Raw genomic sequence first — 13,897 nt, forward strand, 5'->3', positions numbered from 1 at the left:
AGCCGTAGTTTGTGGCCATGTCCCACGATCATGACCACGACAACGAACTCGATCCGTTTGCCGCTCGCGTGCGCGCGCTGGAAACCATTCTCACCCGCAAGGGATTGATCGATCCGGCCGCGATCGATGTCATCGTCGATACCTACGAGACCAAGATCGGTCCGCGCAACGGCGCGAGGGTGGTGGCCAAGGCCTGGAGCGATCCCGCTTTTGCCGACTGGCTGAAGCGCGATGCGACGGCGGCGATCGGGTCGCTGGGCTACACCGGCCGGCAAGGCGAGCACATGCAGACGGTGTTCAACACCGAAGAGACGCACAATCTCGTCGTCTGCACGCTGTGCTCCTGTTATCCATGGTCGGTGCTCGGCCTGCCGCCGGTCTGGTACAAGGCGCCGCCATACCGCTCGCGCGCGGTCATCGATCCGCGCGGCGTGCTTGAGGAATTCGGGCTGACGCTGCCGGCCTCAACAAAGATACGCGTCTGGGATTCGACGGCGGAGTTGCGCTATCTCGTCGTCCCGATGCGGCCTCAAGGAACCGATGGCTGGAGCGAGGAGCGCTTGTCCGAATTGGTAAGCCGCGATGCCATGATCGGCACCGCGCTGGCCCAAAAAACGGAACAAACGGGGGAGCCGGCATGAACGGCCCGCAGGATCTCGGTGGACAGATGGGATTCGGACCGGTGGCGCCGGAACGGGACGAGCCGTATTTTCATGCCGACTGGGAGCGGCGGGCGCTCGGCGTGACGCTCACCGCCGGCGGAATGGGCGCCTGGAATATCGATGAGAGTCGGCATGCGCGGGAATCGCTGCATCCGGCCGACTATTATGCCTCCAGCTACTACCAGATCTGGATCAAGGCGCTGGAAACCCTGCTCAAGCGCCATGGTTTCGTCAGCGAGCGTGATCTCAAGGCAGGCGAGGCGATCGATGCGGCGGCGACGCCCAAAAGAGTGCTGAAGGCCGATGACGTTCCGGCCGTGCTGGCCAAGGGCGCTCCGTGCAACCGGCCGGTCGAAACGGCGCCGCGGTTCAGGGCCGGCGACCGCGTGCGGACCAGGAATTTCAATCCGACCGGCCACACCAGGCTGCCGCGCTACGCGCGTGGCAAGCATGGGAGGATCGAAGCGGTGCGCGACGGCTTTGTATTCCCGGACACCAACGCGCATGGGCAGGGCGAGAACCCGCAATGGGTCTATACGGTGGTTTTCGACGGAGCCGAGATCTGGGGCGACGGGGCCGATCCGACGCTGACCGTGTCCATCGATGCCTGGGAGAACTATCTTGAACCGGCCTGAGGCGAACGGGCCTGCCGGTCTGCCCGCCGGCCTCGATGCGCCCGTCTTCGCCGAGCCCTGGCAGGCCGAAGCCTTCGCGATGACGGTGGCGCTGCACGACAAGGGCCTGTTTTCGTGGAGCGAGTGGGCGCAGGCACTGTCGGCCGAAGTGAAGAAACCCGGCGCCGGGGCTGACGGCCATGACTATTACGAACATTGGTTGGCAGCGCTGGAAACGCTGCTGGCGTCGAAAGGATTGGCCGCCAAGCCCGATGTCGATGCGATGGCACGGGCCTGGGAGCGCGCCGCGCATGCCACGCCGCACGGCAAGCCGATCCTGCTGGAGAACGATCCGCACGCCGTCAGGTGATCGTGCGGACACGCCGCCCGTTCCCTTTACGTTCCCGTCCTCGCCTGATAACCTTGTTTGCCGCCGGCTGCCTCGATGGCGGTGGCCGCCATCTTGTCTTTCCCTTGCGAATCCGGTCACACGATCAGATGGAATTTTCACCCCAACAGGACGAGGCGCTGCAGGCGGTCGCGCGCTGGCTCAAGGCCGGCAAGCCGCAATTGTTCCGGCTGTTCGGCTATGCCGGCACCGGCAAGACGACGCTGGCGCGCTATTTCGCCGAACATGTCGACGGCCAGGTGCAGTTCGCCGCCTTCACCGGCAAGGCGGCGCAGGTGCTGCGCTCCAAGGGCGCGGTCAATGCCCGCACCATCCATTCGCTGATCTACAGGCCCAAGGGGGAGGAATCGGTCGAAGACGAGGTGACTGGCAAGACGTCGATGTCGCCGACTTTTTCGCTCAACCGGCAGAGCCCGATCTCGCGTGCGAAACTGGTCATCATCGACGAATGCTCGATGGTCGACGAGCAGCTTGGCCGTGACCTCTTGAGCTTTGGCACGCCGATCCTGGTGCTGGGCGATCCCGGCCAGTTGCCGCCGATCTCGGGCGGTGGCTTCTTCACCGACCACGAGCCGGATTTCCTGCTCACCGAAATCCACCGGCAGGCGCGCGACAATCCGATCCTGCGGCTGGCGCTCGACGTGCGCGAGGGGCGCGAATTCATGCGCGGCGACTACGGCACGGCGCAGGTGATCGGCAAGGAAGACGTCAACCAGGACCTAGTGCTGAGGGCGGACCAGGTGCTGGTCGGCACCAACCGCACGCGCCGCCGCTACAACCAGCGCCTGCGCGAGCTCAAGGGGTTCAATGCCGACTATCCGCAGGCCGGCGACAAGCTGGTGTGCCTGCGCAACGACCCGGCCAAGGGCCTGCTCAACGGTTCGCTGTGGACGGTGATGACCTCGTCGCGCGAGACGGTGAAACCTGGCATCAACCTCCTGGTGTCGCCCGAAGAGGATGATCCGGACCGCGGTGTCGCCAAGATCAAGCTGCTCAAGGCGGCGTTCGAGGATCCCGACGCCGATATCCCGTGGCAGCAGAAGAAGCGGTTCGATGATTTCGACTATGGCTATGCGCTGACCGTGCACAAGGCGCAGGGGTCTCAGTGGAACGAGATCGTGCTGTTCGACGAAAGCTGGGCGTTCAAGGAAACGCGCCAGCGCTGGCTTTACACCGCGATCACCCGGGCGGCCGAACGGTTGACGATCGTCAGGTAGCGGAGCCCAGTTGCCTGGCGCCGAGCCATTGCCAGGCATCGGCCTCGTCTTTGAAATGCCTGAGTTCGACCGGCGGCGGGGTAGGGAGGAAGTCTCGCGCCTGCGCCGTCCAGTCCGGCTCGCCGATCGCGGCACAACGGCCGATATGCTCTGCGGCCTGGACCGCGCCCTGTCGCAGCGTCTCGTCCGATATGTCGCTCCAGTCGACGCCGTCATGATCGATCACGCGCACCAGCACATCGATTCGCGGGTGAAGCGCGTAAGCCGCTTCGAGCAGGCCGAACAGGTTTTCCGCGTCGGCCGCCGAGACATGGCCGACGATATCGATGGCGAAGAGATCCTCACGGTCCGTATCGATGCGCCGGATTGCCGGCACGGCTTCGAGGAAATTCAAGGGATCGTATCCTTTCACAAACGTCATCCGATCTTCTGGAACACCGGAAACCCCCTATCTGTTCCAGTCAAAGGCGGTATAGATGCGCCGAAATCGAGCAGGATCCGAAGCCATGCCCGCAAAGCTTTCCGTCAATCTCAACGCCATCGCCATGCTGCGCAACCGGCGCGACCTGCCGTGGCCCGATGTGATCACGCTTGGCCGCATCGCGCTTGCGGCGGGAGCGCATGGGCTGACGGTGCATCCTCGCCCGGACGAGCGCCATACCCGCCGTTCAGACCTGCCTGAGATCAGGGCCTTGATCGACGATGAGTTCCCGCGGGCCGAATTCAACATCGAGGGCCATCCGACCGAGGATTTCCTGGCTCTCGTGGAAAAGCATCAACCGGAACAGGTGACCCTGGTGCCTGACGATCCCTCCCAGGCAACCTCGGACCATGGCTGGAACTTCATCGCCGATGCAGCGTTCCTGACACCGATCGTGAGACGCCTGAAGAAGGGCGGTTTCCGGGTCTCGTTGTTCTCCGATGCGGATCCTGCCGGCATAAACGCCGCGCGCGATACCGGCGCCGACCGTATCGAGCTTTACACGGGACCTTATGGCAGTTGCCATGCCGATTCCGCCAAGGCGGCCAAGGAGCTGGAAAGACTGGGAAAAACCGCCGATGCGGCCTTTGTCGCGGGCCTTGAGGTCAATGCCGGGCACGATCTGACGGTGAGCAACCTGCCGGCCCTGGCGCGACGCGTTCCGGCATTGGCCGAAGTGTCGATCGGACATGGGTTGACAGCCGACGCGTTGGAGTATGGCATGGCCGGCACGGTGGGCCGATTTCTCAGGGCTTGCGGGTGGTAATGGTGGCAGCCTCGCGTGCAAAGCATGGCAGCCATAACGCGACGGTACTTGATATTGCATCGCAGCAAGCGTAGAGCACCGCCCGCTTATCGGAGTGTCGTTCATGGCCCTTGCCAACACTGGTAGTGAGGCAGAAACCGTCGAACAATCGAGCCATCCTGAGATCGAGCAGCACAGCACCAAGGTGTTGATGCTCGGCGCGCTCGGCGTTGTTTACGGCGATATCGGCACCAGCCCGATCTACGCGTTCCGCGAGGCGCTGGTGGCGTCGTCGGGCGGCGAAGTGGCCGACCGTGGCGACATTCTTGGCGTTCTCTCGCTGATCATCTGGTCACTGACGATCATCGTCACCATCAAATACATCATGTTCGTGCTGCGCGCCAACAACCGCGGCGAAGGCGGCGTGCTGTCGTTGATGGCATTGGCGCGCGGCAGTTTCCCGAAGCGCTCGGCGATCATCCTGGGCATCGGTATCGTCGGCGCCTCGCTGTTCTTCGGCGACGCCGTCATAACCCCGGCAATTTCGGTGCTCTCGGCGGTCGAGGGCATGAATGTCGTCACGCCGACCTTCCAGCCTTATGTCGTGCCGCTGACACTGGTCATCCTGGCGGTTCTGTTTTCGGTGCAGCGCTTCGGCACCGGCGGCGTGGCGCTGATCTTCGGCCCGATCACCGCGGTCTGGTTCCTGGCTATCGGCCTGTCCGGCCTCAACCATATCATCGCCGATCCGGAAATCCTGTGGGCGATCAGCCCGCACTATATCGTCGCCTTCCTGATCAATTCGCCCGATGTCGCCTTCGTCACCATCGGCGCCATCTTCCTTGCGGTCACCGGCGCCGAAGCGCTTTATGCCGATCTCGGCCATTTCGGCCGCAAGCCGATCGTGCTCGCCTGGCTGGCGATCGTGTTCCCTTGCCTGCTGCTCAACTATGCCGGCCAGGGCGCCTTCGTGCTGGCCAAGAACGGCGTGGTCGGACATCCCTTCTTCGAAATGAACGAAGGCTGGACGCTGATCCCGATGGTGGTGCTGGCGACCGCCGCGACGGTCATCGCCAGCCAGGCGGTGATTTCAGGCGCATTCTCGCTGACCAGGCAGGCGGTGCAGCTCAACATGCTGCCACGGCTGGAAATCCTGCACACGTCGGAAAAACAGTCCGGCCAGATCTACATGCCGCGCGTCAACCTGTTGCTGGCGCTGGTGGTGATGATGCTGGTGGTGGGCTTCGGCGAATCCAGCAGGCTGGCTTCGGCATACGGCATCTCGGTGACCGGCAACATGCTGGTGACCACCGTGCTGCTGTTTGTCGTCATGACCCGCATCTGGAAATGGCGGCTGTGGGTGGCTGTCGCGATGACAGCCTTGTTCGGTTTCATCGATGTCGGGTTCTTTGCTTCCAACATCGTCAAGGTGTTCGAAGGCGGCTGGGCCTCGCTGGCGGTGGCCTTCACCATCGTTCTGGCGATGTGGACCTGGGTGCGCGGCAGCCGTTATCTCTTCGACAAGACCCGCCGCAACGAGATCCCGCTCGATTTCCTGGCCGGCAATCTGTTGAAGAAAAAGCCGCAACTGGTATCCGGCACCGCGGTGTTCCTGACCAGCGATCCGCTCAGCGCGCCGACCGCGCTGATGCACAGCCTGAAGCACTACAAGGTGCTGCACGAGCAGAATGTGATCCTCTCGGTGGTGACCGCGCCGCAGCCGGTGGTGCCCGACAGCGACCGGGTCAAGATGGAGACGGTCAACGAGCTGTTCATGCGGGTGACGCTGACCTTCGGCTATATGGAGCAGCCCAACATCCCGCGCGCGCTGGCGATCTGCCGCAAGCAAGGCTGGAAGTTCGACATCATGACGACCTCCTTCTTCCTGTCCCGGCGCTCGCTGAAAGCCTCGCCCAATTCCGGCATGCCGGTGTGGCAAGACCGGCTGTTCATCGGGCTGGCGCGCACGGCGGCCGACGCCACTGAATATTTCCAGATACCGACCGGCCGTGTGGTAGAGATCGGCACGCAGGTGGCGATCTGACGGTCTCGATCGCCTTGGGCTGACGCTTCGGGGGACGGGCATGAGCGGCGAATTGGTGCTTGTCACCGGCGGATCTGGCTTTCTCGGCGCTCACTGTATCCTTGAATTGCTGAAGGCTGGCTACCGCGTGCGCACGACTGTGCGCTCGGCCAGGCGGCAAGCCGATGTCCTGGCCATGCTCAAGGCAGGTGGCGTCGAGCCGGATGACAGGCTCTCCTTTACAATCGCCGATCTCATGAGCGATGCCGGCTGGCCGCTAGCCGCTGCGGGCTGCGACTATGTCCTGCATGTCGCCTCGCCGTTCCCGCCCGGCGTGCCCAAGCATGATGACGAGCTGATCATTCCGGCCCGTGAAGGCGCGTTGCGGGTGCTGCGGGCGGCACGAGATGCCGGTGTCAGACGCGTCGTGCTGACGTCCTCCTTCGCGGCTGTCGGCTACGGCAAGATGCCGCCCGACGGCCGTCCGTTCACCGAGGAGAGCTGGACCGATCCGATGGGAAGGGTCAGCGCCTATGTGAAGTCGAAGACGCTCGCCGAGCGCGCGGCCTGGGATTTTATCGCCGCCGAGGCGGGCGGGTTGGAGCTTGCTGCCGTCAACCCCGTCGGCATCTTCGGGCCTGTGCTTGGCCCGGACCATTCGACCTCCACCGAATTTGTCCAACGCATGATGAATGGCGCCATGCCGGGGCTGCCGCGCCTGTCCTTCGGCGTCGTCGATGCACGCGACGTGGCGGACCTGCATATCCGCGCCATGACCGATCCAGCTGCCAACGGCGAGCGCTTCTTGGCGGTGGCCGGCGATTTCATGACCGTGCGGGAAATCGCGCAAACCTTGAGAAAGCGGCTCGGTAACGCGGCGAAGCGCGTTTCGACCAGAGAGCTTCCCGATTGGCTGGTGCGCATGGTGGGACTGTTCAATCCGGAAGTCGCGCAGCTCGTGCCTGAGCTGGGCAAGGTCAAGAATGCCACCAATGCCAAGGCGGTTCGCATGCTCGGCTGGAAGTCGCGTTCGCGCGAAGACGCGCTGGCTGCGACCGGAGAGAGCCTTATTCGGCACGGCCTGATCAAAACATCGAAGTAGGGGCGGAAAGTCGAGAACAGACTTCCCGCCGCGTGGATTTCAACCTGCCAGGGCAGCCTTGTTCGCCTCGAGGAATTGTCTCAACGTCCTTGGCGTCCTGCCGGAAAGCATCTCGATCGCGTCCGTCACCATGGCGATGCGGCCGGCACGCGTGTTGACGTCGAAGGAAACGATGACGCCGGCAAAATCCTCGGGAACGCCTGATGCCTTTACCCCTTCGGTCAGGACATCATCCGAAACCTGCACGACATCGAGCGGCTTGCCGGTGACTTCGCTGACAAGGGCGGCGATCTCTGCCGTCGTGTACGCTTGCGGGCCAGTCAGCGTGTAGGTTTTGTTGTCGGTCGAGCCGGAAGCGAGACCGGCGGCGATCGCCGCTGCCATGTCGTCGCGCGCGCCATGGGCGATGCGGCCTTCGCCGGCGGACGTGTACCAGTGCCCCGAGGCGATCGCGTGCGGCAGCGCCATGAACAGGTTCTCCTGGTACCAGCCGTTGCGGAAGATCGTGTAGGGGATGCCGCTCGCCTTGATTGCCTGCTCGGTGCTGTAGTGGTCACCGGCAAACAGGACCGGCGACACCGGTTCCGGGTTGGGCATCGAGGTATAGAGCAGGTGCGAGACGCCGGCGTTTTTGGCCGCCGCGACGGCATTCTCGTGCTGCTTCAGGCGCTTGCCGCTTTTGAGATCGAGATCGCCGGTCGAAATGATCAGCGCCTTGTCGGCGCCCTTGAATGCGGTTTCCAGCGAAATGGCGTCGTTGAAGTCTGCGGCCCTGACAACGACGCCGCGCACCGCCAAATCTGCCAGGCTTTCGGGATTGCGCGTGATAGCGATGATCTTTGCAGGCGGAGTTTTATGCGCGTCCAGGAGATAGCGGATGACGCCGCGGCCAAGCTGGCCGGAGGCGCCGGTGACGAGAAGGGTTTCGGTCATCGGAGATCCTGATTTGTGCCGAAGCGGCGGGTGCTCTAGTGGTCTCAGAAAGAGACCAGCACTAAAATAGGAATTGACCTGTCGCCGTAAAGAAGGCAGTTTTTCGGGAGGTAGGCACACCCAGGGAACCAGCGATGGACGGCAAGGTCACCAATCTGAAATCGAAGCTGGAGACCTACAAAGCGATGAGCGGGGGCGGTAATTTTGCCGATTGTCCGGTTCGCAATGTCATCCAGGGCGTCAGCGGCAAATGGAGATCGCTGCTGGTGATGGCGCTGGCTGAAAGGCCGTATCGTTTCGGCGAGTTGCGGCGGCTGGTGCCTGACATTTCGCAGCGCATGCTGACCCAGACACTGCACGATTTGCAACGCGACGGTTATGTGCATCGTGAAGTGTTCCCGACCAAACCACCGAGCGTTGAATACAGCCTGACCGATCTCGGGCGCTCGATGTTCGGCGCCTTTCATCAACTGATCCTATGGGCCGAACTCAACCATGATGCGGTGCGCGAAGCGCGTGCGGATTTTGATGCCGCCCAGGCATAAGCCGCGTGGTGGCGCCGCGACGCCGCGCATTCGCCGCAGTTCCTGGCCTCGATGGTGGCCGGCACGGTGGTCGATCCGTTCAGCCGAACTGGGCTGGCGGAAGCGCGCTGGCCCGATCGTTCTTGCGAATGACCGTCGAAAGATACGATCCCTTCGCCCGCAGGAAGGCATGCAGGCGCAGTGGATAGTCCTGCGCCACGGCATGCTTGACGGACGGGCGTCCACTCAATGCCTGGCGCCAGGCCTGGACGAGCGGTTTGCCGTCCAGAATGCCGAAATCGCCGATCCGGTCGAAGGTATCGATGTAGCGGAAGACAGGGCCGTAGACTGCGTCGACGAGCGAAAAGCGCCCGCCTTCGAACCATGGTCCAGTCCGGCCGGCTTCGCCCGCCAATTCGGTCTCCACACGATCGAACATTTCCGACAGCGTCCGAGACTCGGCAAGGAATCCTGCCTCGGTCGACGCCGAATAGAACCGGCCGACGGCGTTGAGGATGGCTGAGCCATACTCGATCCAGGCACGATGCCGGGCACGGGCATAGGGGTCGGCCGGGTGGAGGGGATTGGCCTCAGTTTCTTCGAGGAATTCGAGGATGACGGCGGATTCGAAGATCACCGTCTCATCGTTCCCCCGCTGCACGCGCAGCAGCGGCACCTTGCCGAGCGGCGAGACCGCCTTGAACCAGTCAGGCTTGTTGGCGAGGTCGATGTCGACGCGCTCGAACGGCACGCCTTTCTCGGTCAGCGAGATCGCCGCACGCTGGACATAGGGGCAAAGGGGATGGCTGACGAGAATGAGGGTGCTGGCATGCTTCATCGGATTTGCCTCTCAATATCGATGCATTCGCATCTATCTAGATGCAAATGCATTGGTCGTCAAGCTTGATGCAATTGCATCTATCTCTTATGGTGCCGTCATGATCGAGACAGCCATGCCATCGCCGGAGGCCATCAAGACCTGGGCACGCCTGATGCGGGTATCACGCCAGCTGGTGGAACGTGCCGAAGACGCGCTGAAGGAAGGCGGCCTGCCGCCGCTTGCCTGGTATGACGTGCTGCACGAACTCGCTGAGGCGGGCGAGGGCGGCTTGCGGCCGTTCCAGCTGATCGAACGAACCCTGTTCGCGCAGTATAATATTTCGCGGCTGCTGGCCCGACTTGAAGCCGATGGGTTTGTCGAGAAGCTGCCGGTGGCTGATGACGGCCGCGGCCAAACCGTCCGCATCACGGCCAAGGGACGAGAGACGCGCCGCCGTATGTGGGCCGTCTATGGCAGGTCGATCGCGGAGCTGGTTGGCGACAAGCTCTCGCCGCAAGAACTGAACACGGTATCGGCCTTGCTCGGGCGGTTGCGCGATCCGCCAGCCGGCGACTGAACATACGCGTTGCGCGGCTGCGGGGACACGGGGAAGACATTTCGTCATTTTGGCCTTGCGCCGATCTTCGGATTGCGCAATATGCCGAACCGTAACGTACGGTACTGAGCTCGGGCGATCTACGGCTCTACCATCAAACGGGAACAGAGCGTGTTGCAGGCAAATGCCGATATCGACAACGGCGAAGCGCTGACGGAGCGTCAGAAGGCGGTCCTGGATGCAGCGCTCCGCCTGCTGGTCGAAGAGGGCGACAATCTGACCATGACCGCAGTGGCGCGGCGGGCGAGCTGCTCCAAGGAAACGCTCTACAAATGGTTCGGCGACCGCGACGGACTGCTGACGGCGACGGTGCAATGGCAGGCCTCGAAGGTGCGGGTGACGGCGGTCGACGGCAGGGGGCTCGACCTTGCGTCGTTGGCCGCGAGCCTGGAGCGATTTGCTTCCGACTGGCTGAAGGTCATTTCCAGCGACACTTCGATCGCACTCAACCGGGTGGCGGTCGGCCATGCCGGTTCGGGCAAGGATGATCTTGGCGCGGTGGTGCTGGAGAACGGGCGCTTTGCCCTCGCCAAGCGCCTGAAGCCGGTGCTGGAGGCCGGCCGCCAGGCCGGGCTGCTCGATTTCTCGGACGCCGAGACGGCGTTCCGTACGTTTTTCGGGCTGGTCGCCCGCGACGTGCAGATCCGTCTCTTGCTTGGCGACCGGCTGGAATTGACTGAGGCGGCGATCGGCGGTGATGCCGTCCGCGCGACGCAGCAGTTTCTCGCTCTTTTCGGAGCAAAAACCGGGCCGCAAGGCCTCTGATCTTCAAACGGGAAGGAAGACAAAAATGCGCGTCTATTACGATCGTGATGCCGATCTCAACCTGATCAAGGGCAAGAAGGTCGCCATCATCGGCTATGGCAGCCAGGGCCGGGCGCATGCGCTCAACCTCAAGGATTCCGGCGCCAAGGAGATCGCCATCGGCCTCAAGGCCGGATCGGCGACCGCCAAGAAGGTCGAGGCCGACGGGCTCAAGGTGATGAGCGTGGCCGACGCCGCCAAATGGGCCGACCTGATGATGATGGCGACGCCCGACGAATTGCAGGCCGACATCTACAAAAACGAGATCGCGCCGAACATCCGCGACGGCGCGGCAATCGCCTTCGCGCATGGCCTCAACGTGCATTTCGGCCTGATCGAGCCGAAGTCGACGGTCGACGTCGTCATGATCGCGCCGAAGGGGCCCGGCCATACGGTGCGCGGCGAATACCAGAAGGGCGGCGGCGTGCCGTGCCTGGTCGCCGTCAACCAGGATGCTTCGGGCAATGCGCTCGACCTCGCGCTCTCCTACGCCTGCGGCGTCGGCGGCGGCCGTTCGGGTATCATCGAGACCAATTTCCGCGAGGAATGCGAGACCGATCTGTTCGGCGAGCAGGTCGTGCTGTGCGGCGGCCTGGTGGAGCTGATCCGCGCCGGGTTCGAGACGCTGGTGGAAGCCGGCTATGCGCCCGAAATGGCCTATTTCGAGTGCCTGCACGAGGTCAAGCTGATTGTCGACCTGATCTATGAAGGCGGCATCGCCAACATGAATTACTCGATCTCGAACACCGCCGAATGGGGCGAATATGTCTCGGGGCCGCGCATCATCACCGCCGAGACAAAGGCCGAGATGAAGCGGGTGCTGAAGGATATCCAGACCGGCAAGTTCACCTCGGAGTGGATGCAGGAATACCGTGCCGGCCTGTCGCGTTTCAAGGGCATCCGCCGCAACAACGACAGCCATCAGATCGAGGAAGTCGGCGCCAAGCTGCGCGCGATGATGCCGTGGATCTCCAAGAACAAGCTGGTCGACAAGGCGAAGAACTGAGCGATCCACGCTCCAAAAGAAACGGCGCCGCGCGGCGCCGTTTTTTATTGCAGGATTGTGCGGCCTGGCTCAGCGATAGGGCGAGTAGCACTGCTGGCGTGGGCCGTTATAGGGCTGGAAGGTGTTGTCGTAAGCGCGATACGAGCGGTATCTGTTGTAGCACCACCGGACATGGGCGCTCGACAGCCGGCCGGCGCGATAGTAGCGGCGCGGCGGTGCATCGTAGTAATTGTAGTTGTTGTACATGCTGCCGAGGCCGAGCCCCAAGCCAAGCCCCAGGATCGCGGCGCCGGCGCTGTCATCATAGTAGCGGCCGCGATAATGGTGGCGGCGCCAACGCCAATCATCGCCGCCGTTCCAGTGACGACCGCTCCAGTGACGGCCGCCCCAATCGCCGCGGTTCCAATTGCCGTGGTTCCACCCGCCCGACCGGCGCCATCTCCAGTCGTTGTTGAAGCTCCGGTTGTTGCCGCCGGCCCAGCTGTCACGCACAGGCGTGACCGTCGGCGCCGCGGTGCTGGCTGGGATCGACAGCTCCGGCTGAAGGATTGGTCCGGCAGCGGATGGTGCCGTGATGCCGGAGAAGATACCGAGCGCTATCAGCCCGGATTTGACTGTGGAAGAAAAGAGCGCGTTCATTGCACTTCTCCAAGAGAACAGGCCCCACGCCGACCCTGGGATGGGCCCACTGTGGGTCTTTGCGTCTGAACGGCGGATGAACGGAAAGGTTCCCTCAACCATGGCGCGAGGCGCGCCAGGATCAATCGATTCCAGCTGGTGGTTGCCCGGCCTTGTTTTCTGCCGCGCTTGCGGGCAAAGGTCATGATATGTCGCTGCGTCTTGCAACCTTCAATGTCGAGAACCTGATGAACAGGTTCGATTTCTCCGGATACCGCAACCAGCTCAACGAGGACCGGACGCTGGCTCTCTTCGATATCCAGAGCGAGGCCGAGTACAAGATGCTGGAGCAGGCCCGCGCCATCGCGCAGTCGGACGACATGCGGCAGCTGACGGCGCTGGCCATAGCGGCCACGCGCGCGGATATCATCTGCATGCAGGAGGTCGACAATATCGAAGCCCTCAAGGCGTTCGAATATGGCTATCTTTTCAAGATGGTGGGGCAGGGCTACCGCCAGAAGTACACCGCTGCCGGCAATGATTCGCGCGGCATCGACGTCGCCGTGATGATGCGCAGCGAGACCGCGCAGGGCCAGCCCATCGAATTCGTGCGCATGACCAGCCACGCCTATGTGACCTATGAACAGTTCGGGCTGCACACGCCGGAGCTGGCGGCGCTCGGCAACCAGCCCAATGAACGCATCTTCCGGCGCGACTGCCTGGAAGTGGACATTACCGTGGGCGGCTCGCCGCTGACGCTCTATCTCGTGCACTTCAAGTCGATGGGCTCGCCCCGCAACGGGCTCGACGGGCGTGAAGCGACGATGCCGATCCGCATCGCGGAGGCGCAGGCGGTGCGCCGGATCATCGAGGAGCGCTTCGGGGCAGATCATGCAGCCGACAAGCGCTGGGCGATCTGCGGCGACATGAACGATTACCGCCAGCGCGTGAAGATCGCCGGCGACGAATTCGACGGCTATCGTTTCGAGGTGGTCGACGAGAACCTGTCCTGCATCAACGTGCTGACGGCCGGCGGTTTTTGCGAAAACGTGGTCGAGAGGCGGCCGGAAATGAACCGCTGGACCTTCTACCACACGCGTGGGCCGCAAGAGCGGCATTTGTGCCAGCTCGATTATATCCTGCTGTCCAAGGGATTGGCGGCTAAGAACGCCACCGCCGTCCCGGACATCATCCGCAACGGCCAGCCCTGGCGCACGATCTTTCCTGCCGGCCAGGAAGTGGAGCGCTTTCCGCGCGCCGGCTGGGACCGGCCGAAGGCATCGGACCATTGTCCGGTGGCGATCACGCTGGACATGGCCTGAA

The 13,897-nt window shown here is 63.1% G+C and carries 16 protein-coding genes; 12 read left to right on the top strand and 4 right to left on the bottom strand.

From position 1 onward, the window contains the following. The first annotated feature begins 17 nt into the window (after nt 1-17). From nthA to FJ940_RS13920, 4 genes are all read left to right on the top strand, one after another. The gene (gene nthA / locus FJ940_RS13905) at nt 18-641 is read left to right on the top strand and encodes a nitrile hydratase subunit alpha (protein ID WP_140521167.1); all 624 of its coding nucleotides are present in this window, start codon (nt 18-20) and stop codon (nt 639-641) included. After that, nucleotides 638-1,297 carry a nitrile hydratase subunit beta gene (gene nthB / locus FJ940_RS13910; protein ID WP_140521166.1) on the top strand — a complete coding sequence of 220 codons (660 nt, stop codon included), beginning with the start codon at nt 638-640 and terminating at the stop codon, nt 1,295-1,297. The genes nthA and nthB overlap by 4 nt, the downstream gene beginning before the upstream one ends. Continuing rightward, nucleotides 1,284-1,646 (top strand): nitrile hydratase accessory protein, encoded by a 363-nt coding sequence (locus FJ940_RS13915; protein ID WP_181168352.1) that lies wholly within the window; start codon nt 1,284-1,286, stop codon nt 1,644-1,646. Before nthB ends, FJ940_RS13915 begins: the two co-directional genes overlap by 14 nt. 128 nt (nt 1,647-1,774) lie before the next feature. Continuing rightward, the gene (locus FJ940_RS13920; protein WP_140656828.1) at nt 1,775-2,902 is read left to right on the top strand and encodes an ATP-dependent RecD-like DNA helicase; all 1,128 of its coding nucleotides are present in this window, start codon (nt 1,775-1,777) and stop codon (nt 2,900-2,902) included. Here FJ940_RS13920 and FJ940_RS13925 read toward each other — a convergent pair. Continuing rightward, nucleotides 2,895-3,296, bottom strand: a complete 402-nt coding sequence (locus FJ940_RS13925) for an STAS/SEC14 domain-containing protein (protein WP_140521265.1) — start codon at nt 3,294-3,296, stop codon at nt 2,895-2,897. The genes FJ940_RS13920 and FJ940_RS13925 overlap by 8 nt on opposite strands. A gap of 112 nt (nt 3,297-3,408) precedes the next feature. Here FJ940_RS13925 and FJ940_RS13930 point away from each other — a divergent pair, with 112 nt between their 5' ends. The 3 genes from FJ940_RS13930 (at nt 3,409) to FJ940_RS13940 (ending at nt 7,253) form a co-directional block, all read left to right on the top strand. After that, complete coding sequence (locus tag FJ940_RS13930) at nt 3,409-4,149, top strand: pyridoxine 5'-phosphate synthase (RefSeq protein WP_140521165.1); 741 nt, start codon at nt 3,409-3,411, stop codon at nt 4,147-4,149. 103 nt (nt 4,150-4,252) lie between these two features. Then, nucleotides 4,253-6,172, top strand: a complete 1,920-nt coding sequence (locus tag FJ940_RS13935) for a potassium transporter Kup (RefSeq protein ID WP_140495382.1) — start codon at nt 4,253-4,255, stop codon at nt 6,170-6,172. 40 nt (nt 6,173-6,212) lie between these two features. Next, nucleotides 6,213-7,253 carry an aldehyde reductase gene (locus tag FJ940_RS13940; protein ID WP_140521164.1) on the top strand — a complete coding sequence of 347 codons (1,041 nt, stop codon included), beginning with the start codon at nt 6,213-6,215 and terminating at the stop codon, nt 7,251-7,253. Between the two features lie 39 nt (nt 7,254-7,292). Here the strand turns inward: FJ940_RS13940 and FJ940_RS13945 are convergent, their stop codons facing one another. Beyond that, the gene (locus tag FJ940_RS13945) at nt 7,293-8,186 is read right to left on the bottom strand and encodes an SDR family oxidoreductase (RefSeq protein WP_140495386.1); all 894 of its coding nucleotides are present in this window, start codon (nt 8,184-8,186) and stop codon (nt 7,293-7,295) included. A gap of 134 nt (nt 8,187-8,320) precedes the next feature. On the opposite strand from FJ940_RS13945, the gene FJ940_RS13950 reads away from it, so the two are divergent. Next, nucleotides 8,321-8,731: a helix-turn-helix domain-containing protein gene (locus tag FJ940_RS13950; protein WP_140495388.1), complete on the top strand. Its 411-nt coding sequence runs from the start codon at nt 8,321-8,323 to the stop codon at nt 8,729-8,731. Nucleotides 8,732-8,810: 79 nt separating this feature from the next. On the opposite strand, the gene FJ940_RS13955 is transcribed toward FJ940_RS13950, so the two are convergent. Continuing rightward, on the bottom strand, nt 8,811-9,548 hold the full coding sequence (locus FJ940_RS13955) for a glutathione S-transferase family protein (RefSeq protein WP_140521163.1): 738 nt from the start codon (nt 9,546-9,548) through the stop codon (nt 8,811-8,813). A gap of 100 nt (nt 9,549-9,648) precedes the next feature. Between FJ940_RS13955 and FJ940_RS13960 the strand changes: the two genes are divergently transcribed. From FJ940_RS13960 to ilvC, 3 genes are all read left to right on the top strand, one after another. Next, a complete protein-coding gene (locus tag FJ940_RS13960; protein ID WP_140516702.1) occupies nt 9,649-10,107 on the top strand; it encodes a MarR family winged helix-turn-helix transcriptional regulator in 459 nt (152 codons plus the stop codon). A gap of 150 nt (nt 10,108-10,257) precedes the next feature. Beyond that, entirely contained in the window at nt 10,258-10,911 is a 654-nt protein-coding gene (locus FJ940_RS13965; protein ID WP_140516455.1) for a TetR/AcrR family transcriptional regulator, read from the top strand. A 25-nt stretch (nt 10,912-10,936) separates the two neighbouring features. After that, a complete protein-coding gene (gene ilvC, locus FJ940_RS13970) occupies nt 10,937-11,956 on the top strand; it encodes a ketol-acid reductoisomerase (protein WP_140495398.1) in 1,020 nt (339 codons plus the stop codon). Nucleotides 11,957-12,025: 69 nt separating this feature from the next. Here ilvC and FJ940_RS13975 read toward each other — a convergent pair whose 3' ends face one another. After that, nucleotides 12,026-12,595, bottom strand: coding sequence for a BA14K family protein (locus FJ940_RS13975; protein WP_140495400.1), 570 nt, complete (start codon nt 12,593-12,595; stop codon nt 12,026-12,028). A 188-nt stretch (nt 12,596-12,783) separates the two neighbouring features. Here FJ940_RS13975 and FJ940_RS13980 point away from each other — a divergent pair, with 188 nt between their 5' ends. Beyond that, entirely contained in the window at nt 12,784-13,896 is a 1,113-nt protein-coding gene (locus FJ940_RS13980; RefSeq protein ID WP_140564195.1) for an endonuclease/exonuclease/phosphatase family protein, read from the top strand. The last annotated feature ends 1 nt before the right edge of the window (nt 13,897 follow it).

Origin of the sequence: Mesorhizobium sp. B2-3-7 (genome assembly GCF_006442695.1) — a bacterium.
GTDB lineage: Bacteria > Pseudomonadota > Alphaproteobacteria > Rhizobiales > Rhizobiaceae > Mesorhizobium.

Excerpts from the sequence above, each read along its gene's own strand:
- FJ940_RS13950 (WP_140495388.1), top strand. The coding sequence starts at position 8,321 with ATGGACGGCAAGGTCACCAATCTGAAATCGAAGCTGGAGACCTACAAA.
- nthA (WP_140521167.1), top strand. The coding sequence starts at position 18 with ATGTCCCACGATCATGACCACGACAACGAACTCGATCCGTTTGCCGCT.
- FJ940_RS13980 (WP_140564195.1), top strand. The coding sequence starts at position 12,784 with ATGTCGCTGCGTCTTGCAACCTTCAATGTCGAGAACCTGATGAACAGG.
- ilvC (WP_140495398.1), top strand. The coding sequence starts at position 10,937 with ATGCGCGTCTATTACGATCGTGATGCCGATCTCAACCTGATCAAGGGC.
- FJ940_RS13930 (WP_140521165.1), top strand. The coding sequence starts at position 3,409 with ATGCCCGCAAAGCTTTCCGTCAATCTCAACGCCATCGCCATGCTGCGC.
- FJ940_RS13935 (WP_140495382.1), top strand. The coding sequence starts at position 4,253 with ATGGCCCTTGCCAACACTGGTAGTGAGGCAGAAACCGTCGAACAATCG.
- FJ940_RS13945 (WP_140495386.1), bottom strand. The coding sequence starts at position 8,186 with ATGACCGAAACCCTTCTCGTCACCGGCGCCTCCGGCCAGCTTGGCCGC.
- FJ940_RS13975 (WP_140495400.1), bottom strand. The coding sequence starts at position 12,595 with ATGAACGCGCTCTTTTCTTCCACAGTCAAATCCGGGCTGATAGCGCTC.
- FJ940_RS13955 (WP_140521163.1), bottom strand. The coding sequence starts at position 9,548 with ATGAAGCATGCCAGCACCCTCATTCTCGTCAGCCATCCCCTTTGCCCC.
- FJ940_RS13940 (WP_140521164.1), top strand. The coding sequence starts at position 6,213 with ATGAGCGGCGAATTGGTGCTTGTCACCGGCGGATCTGGCTTTCTCGGC.
- nthB (WP_140521166.1), top strand. The coding sequence starts at position 638 with ATGAACGGCCCGCAGGATCTCGGTGGACAGATGGGATTCGGACCGGTG.
- FJ940_RS13960 (WP_140516702.1), top strand. The coding sequence starts at position 9,649 with ATGATCGAGACAGCCATGCCATCGCCGGAGGCCATCAAGACCTGGGCA.
- FJ940_RS13920 (WP_140656828.1), top strand. The coding sequence starts at position 1,775 with ATGGAATTTTCACCCCAACAGGACGAGGCGCTGCAGGCGGTCGCGCGC.